The sequence below is a fragment of the Brevundimonas pishanensis genome (genome assembly GCF_022750635.1).
GTDB lineage: Bacteria > Pseudomonadota > Alphaproteobacteria > Caulobacterales > Caulobacteraceae > Brevundimonas > Brevundimonas pishanensis.
Genome location: NZ_JAJKBG010000009.1, coordinates 52,730 through 70,957, shown reverse-complemented (window position 1 = coordinate 70,957; position 18,228 = coordinate 52,730). Strand labels below are relative to the sequence as shown.

Below are 18,228 nucleotides of genomic sequence, written 5' to 3'. Positions count from 1 at the left end.
ACTTCGTTCGATAGTGACCTGCCCCCCTTGGGTCCCTCGTTCATGACGAGAGTCTGCGGGTTTGAGATTGGTAGTCGGGTCTGTCGTTCTGGGCAAGCGCGCCGGGCGCGGAACCCTCAAATTGCTCAAGCGTCCGGCGCGCTTCGAGCGGCGTCTGGTTCCCAAGCGAGGAATGCGGTATGACCGCGTTGTAATCGTATCGCCAGAGCGCCAGCTTCCGGCGGGCGTCGTCCAGGGTGTCGAAGATCTCCTCGTTCAGGAGTTCGTCGCGCAGGCTGCCATTGAAGCTTTCGGTCGCCACTGACTTATGATCTGGTCGGCGGTTCTTATTCAAGAAGCGATCGCAGACCGCGCGAACGTTGTCTGGGTATCCTGTTCCCCTCGGGCACTTGCATGGCTGCAGGAATGTCGCGTTCTAAATGCGAAGCCACTGTCAGCTCGGGTCGAGGAAGAAGTCACCTTACTTTGGAGTGGACTTCGCGTGCGACCAGAGCGGTAGTCAGAGCATGACCTCAGATGATTTGTACCAAGGCATGTTCGATCGCGATGATGCGCTGGAGGCGAAGTTTCGGCTGGGCGTTTTTGCGGGGCATTTGGCCGAGTATGCAGTGAGTCTCTCGACCGACCTTGAACTGCTAGAACTATCTAGTGCTGCCGGTTGCCTGCAAAGCTATCTGCAAGACGCCAAAACCTTGGCGCAAGCCATGGAAGTGCTGGATCGCCGCTCGCGACCTATTCTTCCAGGGCCACCAAGTCGCTCAGCGTGATTTCAAGACCTGAGGCGAGTTTTTCCAAAACGGTAATGGTGGGATTGCGGATACCGCGTTCAACACCCGAGACATAGGTGCGGTGCAGGTTTGCGCGATGTGCAAACTCGTCTTGTGACCAGCCCTTGGCTTGGCGCAGCTGCTGCACGCGCAGTCCGAGTTTTTGGCAAACATCCATAGGTGCAGATGCGTGCAATGCATCTGATCGGGCGACAGACGATGAGTCTCATTTTGGTTGACTTGCCAGCGATATCTGAGCGACCAGTCCCTCACCAAAGAGACTCATAGGATGAGTTATTCAACGCAATGGAGGGGCAGTGGCTGGCTTCAAAGTCATACTGGATGATCTTGGGATCGAGACGGCATCAGCATCTTGCTATTACTCGAACATCACCTTCTCGGATACTAAGGGGAAGTTCCGAAAGTACGGAGCAATCGGGGTGGTGCTGTCAGTATAACGCTAAAGGTGCTCCACTTCGAAGGCTGCAAGCCATTGGTGGAGAAGGCGTTTTATGAAACCGCTATCGTTTAAGCGACACCGCTTTCCAGGCGAAGTGATCCGTCATGCCGTGTGGTTGTACTTTCGCTTTAATCTTAGCTTCCGCGACGTCGAGGAACTGATGGCGCAACGCGGAATTGACGTCAGCTACGAAACGATCCGGTGCTGGACGATCAAGTTCGGGCCTCTGATTGCACGGCGGCTGAAGAAGCGGAGAGTGCCTCCGACAGGCCGTTGGCATCTCGATGAAATGGTCTGCAAGATCGGAGGACGGCGCATGTATCTGTGGCGCGCAGTCGACGACGAAGGCGAGGTTTTAGACGTCGTTGTCCAGCGCCAGCGGGACACAGAGGCGGCTTTGAAGCTGATCAGACGTCTTTTGCGCAATCAACCGGTCGAGCCAGAAACCATCACGACGGACGGGTTGGCCTCGTACGGTGCGGCACTCGATCAGTTGGAACTGCGCCATCTGCATCGCCCTGGCAGGCTTCGTGACAACAACCGTGTTGAGAACTCACATCTGCCGATCCGACGACGGGAGCGGCAGCATCATAGGTTCAAATCCCAAGCCTCAGCCCAGAGATTTCTCACCACCCACGCCTCGATCTACAACACCTTCAACTTCCAGCGCCATTTGATCAGCAGACCCACACTTCGTTGCTTTCGCGCTGAAGCGAATGCCGCGTGGGAGGCGGCCGTGGTCTGAAAATGAGCAGGGGAGGGATCTTTCGACTTCGCTCAGTTAACATGACAGCACCGTCGGGATAGATGCTGCCCGGGCATGGCCTTATATTCACCTAGCCATCACGGTCGGCACCTCGTCCAGCCGCGTCGTCCAGCGCGGGCTGCGTAGGTCTTGCTTCAATGACCAGGACCGCTGATAGGTCACGCCCGCCTTGCCAGCATGTTGCGGTCGCATCCCGCATTGATAGCGTCAAAGGCCGCACTCAACACGCAAAAGTGGCCCAAATTAAATAAGGCCCCCGTTTCCGGGGGCCTTATAAAAGCTTAGCGGTATCGCGCCCGCTCAGCGTTGATCTGATCTAAGGTGTAGGGGGCTGACTTCTCGTCAAATCGCTCCCATCCCTCCTCACGGTAGGTAACACCGCGCGTCGAGGCATCGAAACTTTGATGAGACGCCAAAATGCTTTCAGCCTGGTCCCGCTTATGCTCAGGGACTTTTACGCTGACTAGCGTGCCGCCACGTCGTACAGCTTCTGCATAGATGTGGGCGTCCTCATCGCTGTGACCCGCATCCTTAAGCGCGCCTAGCAGCCCGCCCGTTGCTCCACCAGCCGCAGCCCCGACAGCGGCCCCTACGGCTGCAGATGCCAGCCAGCCTGCGGCAACAACTGGGCCAAGACCCGGAATAGCCAGCATACCCAGACCCGCTAGAATACCGGCACCTGCTCCAAGAGCACCACCTGTCACGGCACCTTTGCCAGCTCCTTCGGCCGCTTCGTTATCGTCATCCGACAAGACCGCATCGTTTTGGTGTTGATGGCCTGCATGCCAATTGTCAGCATTATTGGATACGATGCTGATGTCGGAGGCGCTGTAGCCCGCCGCTTCAAGTGCCGACACGGCCGCGAGTGCATTCGTGTGGTGATCGAAAAGTCGAGTAATCGTTTCCATGGTAAACCTCGAAAAATTCCAATGATATATGTCTGTTATTTGGAAACTACAGTGCCCTTATAATCGACAGATACCGTGGTGCTGTTTCCGTTCTTCGTCGCCGTTGCCGACCAAATGCCCTCGCTGTCTTGGGTCAGGGGTCCGATGTCTGTGAAGCCTTGGCCTTCGATCGCCGCTCTAGCTTGTCCTTCGGTGAAGGAGTTCGCACCGGGCGTTAGGGTAGAGGTATTTGCATCGCCGATGGCAGGATTACGTGGAGCTTCGGACGGAGAAACAACTGGTCCTTCAACACTGCCACGGTCAGAAGAATTATCGTTACCGCAGGCAGCAAGCAACAAGCCGGAAGACACGATAGTGGGTATTAGCCATTTCATAGTCACACCTCCAAAAATTATAGGAATGAAAGGTAAAAAGAGGTGATTTTGTTCCGAACGGTTAAGAAGTGAAAATTGGGAACCAATACCCTCGGAGGATCCTTTGAGCTGGCTCTATAACTTGGCCATTGCGCTTATTGCTTTCTGCATACTGAAGCGATCGATTGCCTTAGCTTAATGACTACGTTCCCTCGGCATCTTCTGATGGAGAAAGACGTGCGGTCATAATGAAGGTGAGGTTTAGATTTTTGTCCCGCGACGACGAGATACAGGGCTGCGGTGAAGTTGCTTAAATGCCTTTATCTGAACCAGCCGATTGAGCCTGAAAGTATTACACACGAAAAGTCTGACGCCTTACGGCGCGGCACCCAATCAGCCATTTACCTCATAGGCTCAATGCGATAGCGGCATGGATCAAGGCCTTTGCGGATCTGGCTCCAACTCAATGGCATCGAGACAGGAGCGCCCGGTCGTCCGCGAGGGGAGTAGGGTGCAACAGCGGTCGCTTTACGATCGTTGCGTAGGTAGTCGATGAAGATGCGTCCTTTGCGTGCCTCTTTTGACATGCTTATCAGACAGCGGTCGGGTGCGTTTACCGCCATCACGCGGGCGAACTCACGGGCGAAGCCCTTGGCTTCTGTCCAGTCCATATCAAGGTGCTCGACATAGGTGGTGACATGCAGTCCTTTACCTCCTGTCGTCTTGCAGTGACTTTCGAGGCCCAATTCTTTCAACCGGTCGCGGACTTCTTTGGCCGCTATGATGACCTCTTCGAAACCAATGTCCGGTGCAGGGTCGAGGTCAAAGATCAGACGTTCTGCCTTGTCGTGCTGATAGGGCACACAGTTCCAGGGGTGGATTTCGACGGCCGCAAACTGCGCTGCCGCAATCAAACCCTCGACGGTATCTATGCGGATATAGGGCTTGGGATCACCCTTGATCTCGACGGCTTCGATCAGCGGTGATTGGCCCTTAACGGGATGTCTTTGAAAGAAGCTCTTGCCCGCGATCCCATCGGGCATACGGATGATGGAGCAAGGTCGACCCCGGATGTGTTCCAGCATCTTCTCGCCGACGCGCTCGTAATATTCAGCCAGATCGCGTTTGGTGATGGCGAGCCTATCTTTGGTCGCGGGCCACAAGACCTTTGGGGGCCTTGTCCTCACGCAGTCCTTTAAACGAGGCCTGTCGAATCGAACCAGATCCGGTAAAGCCTTCAAAGGCGATTTCGGCGACCAGCACGGGCTTGACCCAGTGGACCCCTGCAATGGATTTGGGGCTATCGGGGAAGGGGCTCTTGGCCGTCTCGATGGCCTTTAGTTTGGGCATGAGTTGCTCGACGGTCTTACGGCTAAAGCCGGTGCCGATCCGGCCCACATGCTCCAGCCTACCTTCACGATATACCCCCGCGATCAGCGATCGGAAGTTTTTGCCCGTCGTCGCCCATCCAGCGCTCACAACTTCCTGCCCTTGTCGGCATTTCGACTTAACCCAATCGTCACTGCGACCAGAGCGATAAGGTGAATTCAAGTGCTTAGAGATAATCCCCTCGAGATCGAGCCGACAGGCTGATTGCAAGAGCGCGTTCCCTGTCGTCTGGAAATGTTCGACATACCGGATAGCGCCCTTGGCTTTAGCTAAACGCTTTTCCAGTTCTGCCTTGCGATGGTGCTGTCAGTCTAACGCTAAAGGTGCGCCACTTCGAAGGCTGCAAGCCATTGGTGGAGAAGGCGTTTTATGAAGCCGTTATCGTTTAAGCGACACCGCTTTCCAGCCGAAGTGATCCGTCATGCCGTGTGGCTGTACTTTCGTTTCAGCCTCAGCTTCCGCGATGTCGAGGAACTAATGGCGCAGCGTGGAATTGACGTCAGTTATGAAACGATCCGGTGCTGGACGATCAAGTTTGGGCCTATGATTGCACGGCGGCTGAAAAAGCGGAGAACACCTCCGACAGGCCGTTGGCATCTCGATGAGATGGTTTGCAAGATCGGTGGCCGGCGCATGTATCTGTGGCGTGCAGTCGACGACGAAGGTGAGGTTTTAGACGTCATCGTCCAGCGTCGGCGGGACACAGAGGCGGCTTTGAAGCTGATCAAACGTCTTTTACGCAACCAACCTGTCGAGCCGGATAGCATCACAACGGATGGACTGGCATCGTACGGTGCGGCGCTTGATCAGTTGGAACTGCGGCACCTTCATCGCCCTGGTCGGCTTCGAGATAACAACCGTGTTGAGAACTCGCATCTGCCGATCCGACGACGGGAACGACAGCAGCAGAGGTTCAAATCCCAAGCCTCAGCGCAGAGATTTCTCACAACTCACGCAGCGATCTACAACGCCTTCAATATCCAACGTCATCTGATCAGTCGATCCACACTTCGGCGTTTTCGCGTCGATGTAGATGCTGCTTGGGCGGCGGCTGTCGTCTGAAAATGAGGAGGGTAGGGGGTTATTGACTGTGGCCAGTTAACTTGACGGTTCCAGCCGGGTAGCGCGCGAGTATCAGGGGGTCACGTCACATCGCGGTTGGCTTGATGGTCGCAAAGAAGCAGGGCCAGCGGTTGTGCTGGCCCTGCTTGCTTGGGATCAGAAGTTGATGGACAGGCGGGCGTTGAAGCCGTGGTCCTGGGCGGAGTTGGAGAACTGGCCGGTATAGGTCAGGCCGAATGTGGTGTTGGCGTTGAAGCGCACATCCAATCCGGTTTCGATAACGGCAGCGTTCTTGGCGATGGGGGCACCGGTGATGGTGAATGCGTCACCTGCCGAGAAGGCTTGCAGGTTCTGTGTCGCGGTATCGCCCGACGCATAACGCCAACCGGCCGTCGCGCGCAGCTTGCCGGACGTTTCGCCCATGGCAATCTGGCGTGCCGCCCTCAGGCCCAGCGTCGCGAATGTCACGTCCGCATCCATCTGATCAATATCAAGGGCGGCGGCGTCACCGTCTTCGCTGAAGGCATCGGAGCTTGCGCGGACCTGCGCCAGATTAGCAAAGGCCTCCATCTGCTGTTTCTCGCGCGAGATCAGGGCATAGCCGGTCTCGATGAAGGCCTGACGCGTGGTGGCGCTGTAATCGGCTTGCAGATAGTCTGACAGGCCGGTGATCAGCACCGAGCGCTGTGTCTCGATATCGTGCCACGACTGGGCCAGACCGGCGCGCAGGGCAAGTTTGCCCCATTGGCCACCGGCATACACCCCAAGGGTGGTGTTGTCGGAGGTCGCCTTCTGGCGCTCTGCCTTGACCTCGGACTGGCTGTAACCGGCGATGACGCCGAGACGCCAGTCTTTCAGGCGGACGTCGCCGCCAAGCAGGGCTCCGCCGATCTGGCGCTCCAGTTCGATGCTATTGGTATCGTTATCGAAGCTGCCCCACGAACCGAAGCTCTGGGCCCAGAAGGCTGCGCCGTCATAGGTGGCATCCACCGCGACCTGCGAACCGTTGGCGGCATAGGCTAGCACCGGCGCGTCGGAACTGCCTGCCTGCCCAAAGGCAGAGCGCAGACGGTCATTGGCCGCATTACGTACAAAGCGGCTGTCTTCGATCTGTATCGCGCGGGCCGATGCGTGCAGCTCGCCCGACAACTGGTCAAATGCCGAACGGATGGCGGTTTTGTCATCGGCCATCTGGGCAATCGTATCATAGACAGCGTGGCCGGTATTGAAGCCGATGCTCTCGATAGCGCGCGCGGTTCGCACCTGATTGCGGCCCTTGGCCGCCGAGGCGAACTCAAGGTCATTGCGCTTCAGATCAAGCGTAACGCGGCTGTTGTCATAGGTCAGGGTCGGGGTCAGGAAGGCGAAGTCGGAAGTGACCGCGTCGAACGTGCCGCTCAGGCTGGTTGCCGACAGGATGGTATAGGTCGAGCGCAGGTCATAACTACCGCTGGCACCGATATGTGCCACCGTGCCGCCGTTAAGGGTGGCTGTGCCGTTGACCCTGACCAGATCACTGGCAAAGCCGCCGGGGGTGACCTCGACCACATAACGCGCGCCCTTCTGGATTAGAAGATCGCCATTGACGCTCAAGGTGCCGATCGAGTTGCCTGGTGACAGGGTCGCTCCAGACGCGATGGTCACGAGCGAGCCCGCGCCCGAACCGATGGTGCCCGAGCCACCCAGAGTGGCACCGTTCAGCACGTTGAACGAGCCGCCGAGGGCACCTTGGCCCGAGCTGTCGCCCACCAGAAGCGTGCCGCTGTTAAGGGTGGCGGTGCCGCCAAATGCCGAGCTGTCGCCGGTAAGCAGTACCGTGCCATTGCCGTCCATGTTGAACTGGCCCGTGCCCGACAGAATACCGGCGTAATGGCTGTTGACGGTGTCGGTGAGGCTGAGGATCGTGGAGGCATTGGCCAGATCGACCTGGTTCGCCAGAGATGTAGTCTGGGCGATCAGTTTGCCTTCTTCGATGCTGATGCCGCCAAAGCTGTTCTGGCCCGTGAGGACCAGAGTGCCTGCGCCCTGTTTGAGCAGGGTGCCCGCACCGGTGATAGTGCCGTTCAAAGTCAGGCTGTGGTTGGCCGCGACAAGATCCAAAGCTCCGCCATTGGTGCCCAGCGTGATGTTGCGATCCATGCTGCCAAGGGCGGTGCCGTTGATTTGTAGCGCGCCGCCGTCGAATGTCAGTGCGCCGTTGGCCTGACCCAGATTGGCGTTTTGGGTGACCGAGATCACACCGTCCTTGATCGTGGTGCCACCGCTATAGGTGTTGGTGCCCGTCAGGATCAGGGTGCCGCCCTGTGTCTTGGTGATGCCGCCGGTGCCGGTGATGGCCGCGGCAATCGTCGCACTGTCGGCGAGGACGCGGATTTCCGAACCTGCGCTATCGGTGACCAGAGATCCGGTCCCTTCCAGACGGTAGCCGTTATCGACGAACTGCAGGCCCTTGAAGGACTGGGCTCCGACGAGAGTAATGGTGCCGCCGCTGGTGGCTGCATCCGGATTGCGGAACACAGCATGGTTGCCGGCCCAGTTGGCCGCAGCGGTTCCGTTCTGGTTCAGCCACTGGCTGTTGCTGGCGTTCCAGACGCCATCGCCGCCCTGCCAGTGCTGTAAGGCGTCATCACCGATGGCGGAGATGAACAGGTCCACATTCCCGTTGCCTGCGATGATCTGCGGGGTCGAAGCTCCGGCAAGGGCAGGCGACTGGCCGAGGGTCAGGCCGTTGCCGCTCAAGGTGCCGCCATAGGTCATCAGGCGGTAATAGCCGAAACTAAAGTCCCCCTCGGCGGCAGTGCCGCTCTGGGTCAGGTTCAGCGTGCCGTTCAGGGTCAGGTCACCTGCGACATTGACGCGATCGCTGGTGCCGGGGGTGTTTTGCAAGGCACCGGGGCGGCCCAGTTCCATGTTCAGGAACGATCCGGCCTGCAGATCCAGATCGCCATAGACGTTCAAGGTGCCAATCGAGTTACCCGGCGACAGGGTGCCGCCCGAGGCGATCGTCACGGTGGAGCTAGAGCCCGAACCGATGGTGCCCGAGCCGCCCAGAGTGGTACCGTTCAATACGTTGATCGCGCCGCCGAGCGCGCCTTGGCCCGCGCTGTTGCCCACCAGCAGCGTGCCGCTGTTAAGGGTCGTGGTGCCGTTAAAGGCCGAGCTGTTTCCAGTCAGCAGCACTGTGCCGGAACCATCGAGGCTCAACTGGCCCGCGCCCGTTACCATACCGGCATAAAGGCCGTTGCCGGTGTCGGACAGGCTGAGGGCCGAGGAGGCAAAGGCCAGATCGGCAATGTTTCCCAGCGAGGCACTGTTGGCGACGACCTTGCCGTTTTCAATGCGGAGACGGCCAAAGCTGTTCTGGCCTGTCAGCACCAGAGTACCCGCACCGCGCTTGAGCACGTTGCCCGGACCGGTGATGTTGCCGTTCAGGGTGAAGCTGTGACCCGCTTCGACAATGTCCAGACCGCCCGTATTGAAGTCGAGCGTAATGTTGCGGTTCGTGCTGGCAAAGTCGGTGCCGGTGATCTGTAAGCGGCCGCCTTTAAAGTTTAGGGCTCCGTGGGCCTGACCCAGATTGGCATCCTGCGACACCGAGAGCGTGCCGTTCTCGAGCACTGTGCCGCCGCTATAGGTGTTGGTGCCCGTAAGGGTCAGCGTGCCGGTGCCTGCCTGAACAACCGAGCCGGTACCGGAGATAACCCCGCCAATATTGACACCCCCCAATAGGTTGACCGCCAGAACGCCGTCGTTGGCAATATCGCCCACAACAGCCCCCGTCGTGCCGCCATTCCCCAGTTGCAGTGTGCCGGAATTGATGAAGGTGCCGCCGGTATAGGTGTTGTTGCCGGTAAGGATCAGGGTACCGCTGCCCGTCTGAACCACAGAGCCGGAGCCGGAAATCACATTGGCAAAGTTAAAGGCATTCGAGCGGTTGACCTCCAGATTGCCGTTGTTTGCGATATTGCCCAGCACAGAACCCGTGGTGCCGCCAGCGCCCAGTTGCAGCGTGCCGCCGCTAATGGTGGTGCCACCGGTATAGGTGTTGTCGGCGTTCAGGACCAAGGTGCCGGCACCGGCCTTGGTGAGGCTCTTGCCGTCCCAGCCTGCGTTGGAAGCCTGATCGCTCAGTGCGACAGCCACTGTAAAGTGGTCGGTGGCATCCGACAGCGTAAAGGTACCGTGTGACTGGGGGGTGCCAGAGGACCAGTTCAGACCATATCGAGCGAGATACTGTTTACTGTCATCAGACAAATGCGTGACGAGGGTCAGATAGTCGACCGTGCCATTAAAGCCGCCGATGGTTACTGTGCCAAAGTCGCCGGTGATGCCGTTTTGGGTGTCGATCAACACCTTGGGCAGGACGCTGGGATCACTGATGCCGCTGATGTTGAACGTGCTGCCTGCCCCCAGGTTCAAGGTATTGGCTATCAGAGACGGGCCGCTGGCACCGGCATGGATGGAAAGATTGGACGGGGCCGCAAACTGCACATCGCCAGCAACCGTCACGGTGTCACTGCCGGCGATGAACAGGGTGCTGCCTGCACCGGTGACCTTCAGGTTTCCGGATAGAGTATGGGCCTTGGACGCATAGGCCGGATTCTGGCTGGCCGTCTGTCCGAACTGTAGTGTCCCGGCCGTAATTTCGGCGCTCCCGCCCCATCCTCCGGTCAGGGTCAGGATGCCCATACCAGCCTTGATGAGGCTGCCCGAGCCGCTGATCACGCCGTGGTAGATACTGGAGTTAGTCTGGTTGAGGGTGAGGGTGTTGCCCCCCAACAGCACCTCAGTACCGGCAGAGCCAGACAGGGAACCTATCGATTGGGGTGCGTTGGCGGCCGAAATATCGAACTTGGCTGCATTATAAAGAGAGACATCGCTGCCAGACCTCAGGGAGCCTCCGATGCCAATCGCAAGTGTGCCTGCATTGATGGTCGTGTCGCCGGTATAGGTGTTGGCACCGGTCAGGGTCAGGATGCCCACACCAGCCTTGATGAGGCTGCCCGAGCCGCTGATCACGCCGCCGTAACTGATGTCATTGCCGCGAGCAAAAGCCAGGTACGCGTTGTTGACAATGTTTCCGGCGACCGAGCCTGTGGAGCCACCACCGCCAATTTGCAGGGAACCTGCATTGATGACTGTGTCGCCGGTATAGGTGTTGGCACCGTTAAGGACCAGGAGAGCTGTACCGTTTTTGATGAGGCTGCCCGAGCCGCTGATCACGCCGTAGTAGGTGCTGGAGTTAGTCTGGTTGAGGGTGAGGGTGTTGCCCCCCAACAGCACTTCGGTACCGGCAGAGCCAGACAGGGAACCGATCGATTGGGGTGCGTTGGCGGCCGAAATATCGAACTTGGCCTCGTTAGCAAGATCGACCCGGTTGCTGGAACTCATGGAGCCGCCGATACCGATCGCGAGTGTGCCTGCGTAGATGATCGTGCCGCCAGTATAGGTGTTGGCACCGGTCAGCGTCAAAGTACCCGCGCCATATTTGGCAAGGCGACCAGAGCCGCTGATTACACCTGCAAATGTCGTGCTGGTTGCGCTGCTGGTGGTCAAGATGTTTGGGCCAAGGATGACCGATGTGCCGGCCACACCACTTAAGGAGCCGATATATTGGTTTCCAGTGGCGCTGATGTCGTATGTATCGCCATAAGCACCCAGATTGATGTCTTGGGCGAAGGCATGAGAGGGCATGGAGATCAGCCCCGTGCTTGCAAGGGCGATCATCGTTGATGCGACTAACGGCCAGCGCGAGGCACGGCGCAAGGTCATAGCGTTCGACGCAGCCACAAGGGCGGTTGTGGTCCAAAGCTGCGTGCGCGATGCTGAAACCGTTACTTTTGACATGCTATCCTTCGATCGACATACGGTCCGGCGAAGCCGTGGACGGTATGCCTGCACATTTGTGATCCTGGCTGACTCAACCTTGTTCTTAAGCGCAGCTATATTGTGCGGGCGTGCATCTTATTGACGGTTTCGTCAACGAAAATTGGTTTAGCGAAACTATTAATTTCGATAGTTCTCTGCCCGTCTCAAAAAGCGGCCAAAAACTTTTCCCAGCGTCTCATAACTACGATATCTCGGTACAAAAATATCACTGCCGCCGTGACGTGACCCCCGTTTCTCATCCAGCTATAACGAGAGTCCGAGATTGATTTGAGTAGAGATTGGTTGGGTTGGCAATAGGGCGGCCTGCGCAGCTCCAGCATCGCGTCCGCCAACATCCGCTTAAGCCGGGCGTTCTCGTCTTCAAGCGACTTCAACCGCCGAGCCTCCGACACGTCGAGCCCGCCGAACTTGGCCTTCCATTTGTAAAAGGTCGCCGAGCTGACCCCGTGACGTCTACACACCTCCGCCGTCGTCACTCCGGCCTCCTGCTCCCGCAGGATCCCGATGATCTGCTCTTCCGTGAACCTTGATCGCTTCATTCTGTCCGTCCTTCGTTAGGGCGGACTCTAACTATTCCTGGAGGAGTTTCAGGGGGTCCCGTCACATTGATTGCACGGCGTTTGAAGAAGCGGAAAGTGTCGCCAACAGACCGCTGGCATCTTGATGAGATGGTTTGCAAGATTGGCGGGCGACGCATGTATCTATGGCGTGCTGTCGATGACCAAGGCGAGGTTTTAGACGTTATGGTCCAGCGCCGACGGGACACAGAGGCGGTTTTGAAGCTGCTCAAGCGTCTATTACGCAATCAACCAGTTGAGCCCGAAAGCATCACAACTGATGGGCTGGCATCGTACGGTGCGGCGCTTCATCAGCTGGAACTACGGTGCCTTCATCGTCACGGTCGGCTTCGAGATAACAACCGCGTTGAGAACTCGCACCTGCCGATCCCGCGACGAGAGAGGCAGTAGCAGAGGTTCAAATCCCAAGCCTCAGCGCAAAGATTCCTCACCACACACGCAGCGATCTACAATACCTTCACCATCCAATGCCATTTGATCAGCAGGCCGACACTTCGACGCTTTCGTGTTGATGTGGATACCGCTTGGGCGGCGGCTGTTGTCTGAAAATGAGCAGGGTAGGGAGCTTTCGACCTCGCTCAGTTAAGCTGACAGCGCCTTTGAGGCAGGCCCATTCTAATAATCTTCACACGCGTGAGAGTTAGTGTTGACGGGGCGTCGCCATTAGCACAGAGGGTGCTGTCATCTGTGGACGGCCCCTGCACTGCAAGGGTGAATCTGGTTTGAAGTGACGATCTGGGTGTTGCGGTCATCTGTCCGGCCTGTTTGTGCGGCGTCGATGGCCGCTGGCCCTGATGGAGTCCGCTGGACCAGGTCCCAATCAGGCTATCGAGCTCAAGGCTCCGACAGTACCTCGGGTTTTCCCAGCCTGCGGCCACTACCTGATCATCATCATCCCATATGCACCCTTCCAGTTCGGAGCTACAAACCAATGGTCCGCAGCAATCTCGGTTAAACCTTAGCGATAGGTCTGTAGGTCTCGCCTCGCGCCATTACCGCCCACGCAATCCGGGCGGTCTTATTGGCCATGGCTACGGTCACGACGCGGGATGGCCGACGCTCCAGTAACGCCTGGACCCAGCCAGCTGATGGCGTCACACCGGTTCGAGCACGCCGGATCACCGACGTAGCCCCGACCACGAGGAGCTTGCGCAGATAGCCATCTCCCTTCTTGGAGATTTGGCCCAACCGCTCCTTGCCACCCGATGAGTTTTGTCGAGGAACCAGTCCCAGGAAGGCAGCGAACTCACGACCGGATTTGAACAGTTTTGGATCGCTGATGCTGGCCGCCAGAGCGGTTGAAGTGATAATCCCGACTCCAGGAATGGTGGCCAGACGCTGGCTTGTCTCGTTCTCGCGATGCCAAGCCAGCAGTCGCCGCTCAAGCGTGCGTATTTGTACGGCCAGGGCATCAAGCTGGGCACCGAGCATCTGCATTGTCAGCACCGCCGCTTGCGGAAGCGTCGAAGGATGTGTCTCTCGCACCAACTGCAGGAGATCAGTGATCCGTCGCGCGCCCTGCGGGACGACGAGGCCGAACTCTGCGCAATGGCTACGGATGGCCCGGATCAGCGTGGTCTTCTGTCGAACCAGCAACTCCCTGGTCCGATGCAAGGTCAGGATCGCTTGACGCTCAGCGCTCTTGACCGGCACGAACCTCATCGTCGGACGCGTCACAGCCTCGCAGATTGCTTCAGCGTCAGCCGCATCATTTTTCTGGCGGCGGAGGTAGGCCTTTACATAACTCGGCGGCATCAACCGAACTTCGTGGCCCAAGGCAGAGAGTTCACGGGCCCAATAATGGGCGGTGGCGCACGCTTCCATGCCGATCAGGCACGGGGGTAAATCTCTAAAGAACCTCATGAGTTCTGCACGCCGCAGCTTCCGGCGAACAGTAACCTGTCCTTCGCTGCTAACGCCGTGAACCTGAAATACGCTCTTGGCGAGGTCGAGGCCGATCGTGGTAGTCATCATGGTGGACGGTTCCTGTTCTGTGGCCACATCAACAACGACCACACTATGGCGCACTCGACGCCGGACACAGGGGCCGTCCACCCCATCAGTCTAACGCTAAAGGTGCTCCACTTCGAAGGCTGCAAGCCATTGGTGGAGAAGGCGTTTTATGAAACCGCTATCGTTTAAGCGACACCGCTTTCCAGGCGAAGTGATCCGTCATGCCGTGTGGTTGTACTTTCGCTTCAATCTTAGCTTCCGCGACGTCGAGGAACTGATGGCGCAACGCGGAATCGACGTCAGCTACGAAACGATCCGGTGCTGGACGATCAAGTTCGGGCCTCTGATTGCACGGCGGCTGAAGAAACGGAGAGTGCCCCCGACAGGCCGTTGGCATCTTGATGAGATGGTTTGCAAGATCGGTGGCCGACGCATGTATCTGTGGCGCGCAGTCGACGACGAAGGCGAGGTTTTAGATGTCATCGTCCAGCGTCGGCGGGACACAGAGGCGGCTTTGATGCTGATCAAACGTCTTTTACACAACCAACCTGTCGAGCCGGAATCCATCACAACGGATGGGCTGGCATCGTACGGTGCGGCGCTTGAGCAGTTGGAACTGCGGCATCTTCACCGGCCCGGCCGACTGCGAGATAACAACCGTGTCGAGAACTCTCATCTGCCGATCCGACGACGGGAACGACAGCAGCAGAGGTTCAAATCCCAAGCCTCAGCGCAGAGATTTCTCACAACCCACGCAGCGATCTACAATACCTTCAACATCCAACGCCATTTGATCAGCAGACCCACACTTCGTTGCTTTCGCGCTGAAGCGAATGCCGCGTGGGAGGCGGCCGTGGTCTGAAAATGAGCAGGGTAGGGATCTTTCGACTTCGCTTAGTTATCCTGACAGCACCGTTTATTCCCTGATTTTGAAAAGGAGTATTTTGGGCATGATTGTTAAAATGATGTCAGTTGCTGTCGGGGCCTGTCTTCTATCCACCGCGATGGCATCAGTGGCCACAGCGCAGACTCCGGTTCCTCCCGTTACGACCGCCAGTCCGGGCTATCTGTTTCCGAATGATCGTTATCAGCGCGAGCGCGAGGAGCGGAACAGACAATCACGCAACGGCGAGACAACGCGCTCTGCACCGGCAAGCGATAATCCATGTTCTCCCGATGCTTTTCCTGCGGCTGAAAGACGAGCGATGGAAGCACGTTTTGCGCAAATCGATCGCACGCAGGGTCGGGCAGCTGCGACGGCCTATGTCACCGAACAAGGACGCCTGTTCAGCGAGCGGCTTATTGCTGAAGGGATTTGCACACGCGACGGTCGACCTGTTCGCTAGTGGTCGGACCAGTCTCGCAGTGGTGTCGGTTTAACGTGATTGTCGAAATGGCGAAGGGCTGCGCGGCCATTGCGCGCAACCCCGCCAGATGTTCTAGAAACGCCCAGATGTTCTAGAAACGCTTTGTCAGACTGATGCTGGTAATGCGTCCGCGCGGGTCAGCCGTTACCGGATCATAGCCCAGGAAGTGCTGGCTCAGAGGCGGGGCTTTGTCGGCAATGTTTATGATGCCCAGGCCCAGTTCAAGATCGTCACTGACGCTGTAGGTGTAATGTATATCGGCGGTTGTCTGGCTGGCGATCGAGGTGTCGGTAATGCCGGCCCGATCGTTTTTGTAGCCACTGGTGTAGTGCAACAAGGCCGTAATGGCGTGGGTCTGGTTTTGCCACGAAGCCATGAACTCTCCGCGGTTCTTAGGCAGGGAGCGTCCCAGTGTGTTCAGGTTTGTCGAGCCAACACCTGAGATTGACGCGCCTGATCCGCTGATACGGATGTCGTAGGTGTCCACCATCGTCCAGGTCGCGCCAGCACTGAAATGACCATTGCCAATCGGGCGGCTGTAACGGGCGGATACATCAAGGCCTGATGTCTCTATTGACGAGGCATTGATGAAATAGAGCTGCACCATGCTAATCGCGCCATTGGCGCTGCGTTTCACACGCTGTTGAGCGGCGGTGCCCGTTAAACCGGCTGCATCATCTGCGGCGGCCTGATCGATGATCGGTTGGGGGGCTTCCTTGATGACAAGGTTGCTGTAGTCGAACTTCCAGCCATCAAGCGAGAGTTCCAGACCGCGTACAGGTCTCCATACTGCACCTAAAGTCAGATGCTCGGAGGTTTCTGGCTCGAGGTCCGGATTGCCGGATGTGAGGGTGTTCGCAAAAATATAGCTGCCTCTGTCGAAGATGGACGGCTGTGCGGCTTGCGCCCCTTGTGTGGTGTAAACCGATGGCGCGCGATACCCGCGTCCCCATGATCCGCGCAGAGCCAGAGATTCCATAGCATCCCAGCGCAGGGCCAGTTTCGGGCTGAGTTTGCCTGAAGACCCGTCATAGGTTTCGTAACGGGCGGCCAGCAGCGCTTCGATATTATCGGAAACCTTCAGCCGGGTTTCGGCAAAAGCCGCAAACGTGTCCTGAGTGCCGTCAAAATCAGGGGCATATCCTGCGGTGAGCAGGTCGCCTGAATTGACCTGATCGTTCCAGTTGTGACGAAAACCGCTGGTTCGATATTGCAGGCCCAGTGCAAGGTCCAGCGTTGCCGCGTTCCATTCCCCGACGCGGCCGTCCATACGGGCTTCGGCTGTTACGAGGTCTGCGCTGCCGTCCAGTCGGGTTTCTCCGGCCAGAGTTTCAAGCAGTGCAGTGCTGTTTGGTGTCCCGGTTCCCAGAAGGGCGCTACCAAACGGATTATAGAACTGGCAGTTGCCGACACCCGCTGATCCGGTAAGGCGCGAGCAGTCTGCGCCGCCAAATCCTTCAAGAGCGTCCTGTAGGGCGCTGCCAATAACATCGGGCTTGCTGTAGCGGACATCCTGACGACTGGCTGTGGTTTCGAAAGACCAGTTCCATGCGTCATTGAGATGGCCAGAGGCTCCTGCGGCTATGCGCCATGTCTGATAGTCAAACCTGGCCGTAGAGGCGCCTGCAATTCCCCCTATCAGACGACCGCGGAACAGCACGTCTTCGCCATAAGGATTATCGGGATGGAGTTCCGGTATTGTGAGCGTACGCGACAGGATCGGCAGGGAAGGGGTCTGTCTTGCGCGCGTATGCGTCGAGGCCCATGCGGCTTGCCCCCAATAGGAAACCTCGCCCGCATCCTTGCGATAATCCGCAAAAATCTGGGTGCGGGTTTCTTCAGGCGTCAGATCAAAGAAGTCGGAATAATCCAGACGACAGAAGGGGTCTTCTGGAGTGTTGCGATAGCTGCCGACAAAGGCAGGGTTATCGCAGTCGGCATCGGCAACATAGGCACCGCTAGAGGGGCGGTAATAGGATCCCGGCTGTCCATAGCTGCTGACCGCGCTCCAGCTGGCCCGCCCGTATCGCTCGGCTTGTGTGAAGTCACGTTCGTCGGACCCAAGTGCCGAGCGATGGAAATGGGATGCGGCCAGGATCAGGCGCCCGTCAAAAAGATCGAAGCCGCCGATGCCTTCGATAACGCTCTCGTCCGATCCGTCATTCGTGGCATATTTTGCGCGTAGTTCTGGACGGTCGACAGTCTTGCGGCTGATGAAGTTGACGACGCCCGCGACGGCATCCGAGCCATAAATCGCAGAAGCGCCGTCTTTCACGACCTCGACACGCTGAAGGGCGATGGTCGGGATCAGGGAATTAATATCTACAAAAGCCGATCCGTCCGTCGCCACAACGGCGCTGTTGGTCCACCGCTGGCCGTCAACAAGCACGAGTGTAGAGCCCAGACCGAGGTTGCGCAGGTTGATCTGTGCCGTGCTCGAGCTTTGCGGATTATTGAGTTGATCGACGAGATTTTCCGATCCTGAGTTGGCTCCGATCAGGCGCGTGATCTGGGACAGGTCTGTAATGCCGGCTGCCTGAAGTTCTTTCTGGCCAAGGATCTCTACGTTTGTCAGTCGTTCTGCGCCAGATAAACGCGACCCTGTGACGACGATGTCTTCTACTTGAACCGAACGCACGGGATCATTGTTCGCCGATGCGCTGGCCGACGAAACGAGGATCGGGATTGCCGCTCCGGCGCAGAGAAGGGATTGGCGATCAAGCTTGATCATTATCG

Annotated in this window: 15 protein-coding genes and 3 pseudogenes; 7 read left to right on the top strand and 11 right to left on the bottom strand. The window is 57.8% G+C overall.

All coding sequences use genetic code 11. The features are described from left to right. Window positions 1–40: 40 nt before the first annotated feature. A pseudogene (locus LOX95_RS13885) lies at window positions 41–292 on the bottom strand (integrase core domain-containing protein); the annotation flags it as partial. 214 nt (window positions 293–506) lie between these two features. Here LOX95_RS13885 and LOX95_RS13880 point away from each other — a divergent pair. Then, complete coding sequence (locus tag LOX95_RS13880; RefSeq protein ID WP_242915609.1) at window positions 507–767, top strand: hypothetical protein; 261 nt, start codon at window positions 507–509, stop codon at window positions 765–767. Here LOX95_RS13880 and LOX95_RS13875 read toward each other — a convergent pair. Next, complete coding sequence (locus LOX95_RS13875) at window positions 733–963, bottom strand: helix-turn-helix domain-containing protein (protein WP_242915608.1); 231 nt, start codon at window positions 961–963, stop codon at window positions 733–735. The genes LOX95_RS13880 and LOX95_RS13875 overlap by 35 nt on opposite strands. A gap of 316 nt (window positions 964–1,279) precedes the next feature. Here LOX95_RS13875 and LOX95_RS13870 point away from each other — a divergent pair, with 316 nt between their 5' ends. Then, on the top strand, window positions 1,280–1,972 hold the full coding sequence (locus LOX95_RS13870; protein ID WP_242915606.1) for an IS6 family transposase: 693 nt from the start codon (window positions 1,280–1,282) through the stop codon (window positions 1,970–1,972). 87 nt (window positions 1,973–2,059) lie between these two features. On the opposite strand, the gene LOX95_RS13865 is transcribed toward LOX95_RS13870, so the two are convergent. From LOX95_RS13865 to LOX95_RS13845, 5 genes are all read right to left on the bottom strand, one after another. Further along, complete coding sequence (locus LOX95_RS13865) at window positions 2,060–2,185, bottom strand: DUF4113 domain-containing protein (RefSeq protein ID WP_242915604.1); 126 nt, start codon at window positions 2,183–2,185, stop codon at window positions 2,060–2,062. Between the two features lie 89 nt (window positions 2,186–2,274). After that, window positions 2,275–2,901: a hypothetical protein gene (locus LOX95_RS13860; RefSeq protein ID WP_242915602.1), complete on the bottom strand. Its 627-nt coding sequence runs from the start codon at window positions 2,899–2,901 to the stop codon at window positions 2,275–2,277. A gap of 35 nt (window positions 2,902–2,936) precedes the next feature. Beyond that, window positions 2,937–3,275, bottom strand: coding sequence for a hypothetical protein (locus tag LOX95_RS13855; protein WP_242915600.1), 339 nt, complete (start codon window positions 3,273–3,275; stop codon window positions 2,937–2,939). A gap of 380 nt (window positions 3,276–3,655) precedes the next feature. Continuing rightward, window positions 3,656–4,417 carry a non-homologous end-joining DNA ligase gene (ligD, locus tag LOX95_RS13850; protein ID WP_242915598.1) on the bottom strand — a complete coding sequence of 254 codons (762 nt, stop codon included), beginning with the start codon at window positions 4,415–4,417 and terminating at the stop codon, window positions 3,656–3,658. Then, window positions 4,395–4,733, bottom strand: coding sequence for an ATP dependent DNA ligase (locus LOX95_RS13845; protein ID WP_242915596.1), 339 nt, complete (start codon window positions 4,731–4,733; stop codon window positions 4,395–4,397). Before LOX95_RS13845 ends, ligD begins: the two co-directional genes overlap by 23 nt. Window positions 4,734–5,012: 279 nt before the next feature. On the opposite strand from LOX95_RS13845, the gene LOX95_RS13840 reads away from it, so the two are divergent. After that, window positions 5,013–5,705, top strand: coding sequence for an IS6 family transposase (locus LOX95_RS13840; RefSeq protein WP_242915594.1), 693 nt, complete (start codon window positions 5,013–5,015; stop codon window positions 5,703–5,705). 156 nt (window positions 5,706–5,861) lie between these two features. Here the strand turns inward: LOX95_RS13840 and LOX95_RS13835 are convergent, their stop codons facing one another. Both LOX95_RS13835 and LOX95_RS13830 read right to left on the bottom strand, forming a co-directional pair. Continuing rightward, window positions 5,862–11,399 (bottom strand): autotransporter-associated beta strand repeat-containing protein, encoded by a 5,538-nt coding sequence (locus LOX95_RS13835; RefSeq protein WP_242915592.1) that lies wholly within the window; start codon window positions 11,397–11,399, stop codon window positions 5,862–5,864. A gap of 506 nt (window positions 11,400–11,905) precedes the next feature. Beyond that, window positions 11,906–12,133: pseudogene (locus LOX95_RS13830) on the bottom strand (transposase); the annotation flags it as partial. 69 nt (window positions 12,134–12,202) lie between these two features. On the opposite strand from LOX95_RS13830, the pseudogene LOX95_RS14360 reads away from it, so the two are divergent. Next, window positions 12,203–12,718: pseudogene (locus LOX95_RS14360) on the top strand (IS6 family transposase); the annotation flags it as partial. 405 nt (window positions 12,719–13,123) lie between these two features. Here LOX95_RS14360 and LOX95_RS13820 read toward each other — a convergent pair. Then, window positions 13,124–14,146: an IS110 family RNA-guided transposase gene (locus LOX95_RS13820; protein WP_242915591.1), complete on the bottom strand. Its 1,023-nt coding sequence runs from the start codon at window positions 14,144–14,146 to the stop codon at window positions 13,124–13,126. Between LOX95_RS13820 and LOX95_RS13815 the strand changes: the two genes are divergently transcribed. The 3 genes from LOX95_RS13815 (at window position 14,093) to LOX95_RS13805 (ending at window position 15,471) form a co-directional block, all read left to right on the top strand. After that, window positions 14,093–14,314 carry a hypothetical protein gene (locus LOX95_RS13815; RefSeq protein WP_242915638.1) on the top strand — a complete coding sequence of 74 codons (222 nt, stop codon included), beginning with the start codon at window positions 14,093–14,095 and terminating at the stop codon, window positions 14,312–14,314. The two genes, LOX95_RS13820 and LOX95_RS13815, sit on opposite strands and share 54 nt — an antisense overlap. Further along, window positions 14,295–14,987, top strand: a complete 693-nt coding sequence (locus LOX95_RS13810; RefSeq protein ID WP_242915590.1) for an IS6 family transposase — start codon at window positions 14,295–14,297, stop codon at window positions 14,985–14,987. Before LOX95_RS13815 ends, LOX95_RS13810 begins: the two co-directional genes overlap by 20 nt. Before the next feature lie 88 nt (window positions 14,988–15,075). Beyond that, window positions 15,076–15,471: a hypothetical protein gene (locus tag LOX95_RS13805; RefSeq protein ID WP_242915588.1), complete on the top strand. Its 396-nt coding sequence runs from the start codon at window positions 15,076–15,078 to the stop codon at window positions 15,469–15,471. A gap of 112 nt (window positions 15,472–15,583) precedes the next feature. Here LOX95_RS13805 and LOX95_RS13800 read toward each other — a convergent pair whose 3' ends face one another. Further along, entirely contained in the window at window positions 15,584–18,223 is a 2,640-nt protein-coding gene (locus LOX95_RS13800; protein WP_242915586.1) for a TonB-dependent receptor domain-containing protein, read from the bottom strand. Window positions 18,224–18,228 lie beyond the last annotated feature (5 nt).

Bases quoted from the DNA above. Each gene is read 5' to 3' on its own strand.
- LOX95_RS13880 (WP_242915609.1), top strand. From the start codon at position 507: ATGACCTCAGATGATTTGTACCAAGGCATGTTCGATCGCGATGATGCG.
- LOX95_RS13870 (WP_242915606.1), top strand. From the start codon at position 1,280: ATGAAACCGCTATCGTTTAAGCGACACCGCTTTCCAGGCGAAGTGATC.
- LOX95_RS13865 (WP_242915604.1), bottom strand. From the start codon at position 2,185: ATGCGACCGCAACATGCTGGCAAGGCGGGCGTGACCTATCAGCGGTCC.
- LOX95_RS13860 (WP_242915602.1), bottom strand. From the start codon at position 2,901: ATGGAAACGATTACTCGACTTTTCGATCACCACACGAATGCACTCGCG.
- LOX95_RS13855 (WP_242915600.1), bottom strand. From the start codon at position 3,275: ATGAAATGGCTAATACCCACTATCGTGTCTTCCGGCTTGTTGCTTGCT.
- LOX95_RS13840 (WP_242915594.1), top strand. From the start codon at position 5,013: ATGAAGCCGTTATCGTTTAAGCGACACCGCTTTCCAGCCGAAGTGATC.
- LOX95_RS13835 (WP_242915592.1), bottom strand. From the start codon at position 11,399: ATGCCCTCTCATGCCTTCGCCCAAGACATCAATCTGGGTGCTTATGGC.
- LOX95_RS13820 (WP_242915591.1), bottom strand. From the start codon at position 14,146: ATGATGACTACCACGATCGGCCTCGACCTCGCCAAGAGCGTATTTCAG.
- LOX95_RS13810 (WP_242915590.1), top strand. From the start codon at position 14,295: ATGAAACCGCTATCGTTTAAGCGACACCGCTTTCCAGGCGAAGTGATC.
- LOX95_RS13805 (WP_242915588.1), top strand. From the start codon at position 15,076: ATGATTGTTAAAATGATGTCAGTTGCTGTCGGGGCCTGTCTTCTATCC.
- LOX95_RS13800 (WP_242915586.1), bottom strand. From the start codon at position 18,223: ATGATCAAGCTTGATCGCCAATCCCTTCTCTGCGCCGGAGCGGCAATC.